Annotated in this window: 1 protein-coding gene; it reads right to left on the reverse strand. The window is 70.1% G+C overall.

Translation table 11 applies throughout. The features are described 5' to 3' along the window. A partial coding sequence (locus ACZ5CR_RS45015; protein ID WP_468869395.1) for a TolB-like translocation protein occupies nt 1–1,226 on the reverse strand: 1,226 nt, incomplete at its 3' end. Nucleotides 1,227–1,470 lie beyond the last annotated feature (244 nt).

The following is a 1,470-nucleotide window of genomic DNA, read 5'->3' on the forward strand; positions in this document are numbered from 1 at the left end:
TCATTGGTGTCGCCGCTCAGGAGCGACGCGTCCCCGGAGAGGAAGGCGATCCGGCTGCCGTCGGCCGAGATGCCGCCGGGGGTGACCTGCGCCGAGGCCGCACCGCCCGTGGTGTCCGGCGTGACGAGCGTGGTGGTGCCCTTCTTCAGGTCCCGCAGGTAGACGGGCCACTCCTTGCCGTACTCGGATCCCGCTTCGGTGAGCTCCGACATGAACGTCAGGTGGCGGCCGTCCGCGCTGATCGCGGGCGAGCGGGTGTAGGCCTCGCCGGGGCCGCCCTGGGTGCCGTGGATGCGCTGGTTCTTGCCGGAGGCGATGTCGTGCACGAAGACGTTCCAGGCGACGTCGTCGTCGTTCTGGACGAGGTGCGTGTCGCGGGACTCGAAGACGACCGTGCGGCCGTCGCCGCTGATGGATGCGTCCAGGGACTCCTTCTCGGTCTTGGAGCCGTCGTAGGAACGGTCGGCCTGCGTGACCTTCCCCGTCTTGCGGTCGCGCACCCAGAGGTCGCTCCAGTCGTCGCCGCGCGGGCCGTTGACGAAGGAGTTCGCGTACGCGACGTACCGGCCGTCGTCGCTGACGGTCGGCGAGTGGGCGTTGCGCTCCCCGTCACCGCCCGTGTACGGGTGGCTGACCTTCTCGGTGGTGCCGGTCTTCCGGTCGCGCAGGAAGACCGCCGTGCCGTCGAACTGCGGCCCGTCCGTGTTGAAGACGGCATAGCGGGCGTTCGCGCTCAGGGACACGCCGCCCGCACTGTCCCCGGGGTAGCCGTCGGGCAGCTCGACGTCGAGGCGCTCGGCCTTCTTGGTCCTGCGGTCGTAGAGCCGGACATCGGCCGCCGAGTAGGACTCCTCGGGGCTGGTGATCATCGCGACGTAACGCCCGTCGGCGCTCAGCGAGGGGCTCCTGACGTCACGCCCTTCGAGGGCGATCCGCTCTGTCTTTCCGGTGCGCAGATCGCGTACGAAGATGTCGCTGAGGCCGTTCGTGTCACCCGCGACCAGATCGGTGGCCTCGGAGTCGAAGGCGGCGAACCGGCCGTCCCGGCTGATCACGGCGCCCGCCGAGCGGTCATTGGCGGCCTTGCCCTCGGGCGTGACGCTGACGCCCTCGGTGCGGGGCGCGTCGGCGGCGGGCGCGGCGAAGGCGGCGGGCAGGGTCGTGGCCGTGACCGCGGCGACGAGTGCGGCTGCGGCCAGGGCGGCGCGGCGCTTGGTGCTGTGCATGGTCAAATCCCCCGTGGTTGCTTGGTGTTCGGTGCGGGCACTGCGTGGTCGCGTGCAATGCATGCGCGCAATGTCTGATACGCGAGATGGGCCAATGGTTGCGGTCCTTATGGAACTGTCCGCAGCGTGAGGCCGGCGAGCGCGGCGACAACTGCCGTGCCCACCAAGGCTCTTGAGGCACGCGGCATCAGCGAGCCGTCCACTTGAACACGTCGCCCACGCCGTTCGTGTCGCCCGGCACGAT

The sequence above is a fragment of the Streptomyces sp. NPDC031274 genome, from assembly GCF_055570235.1.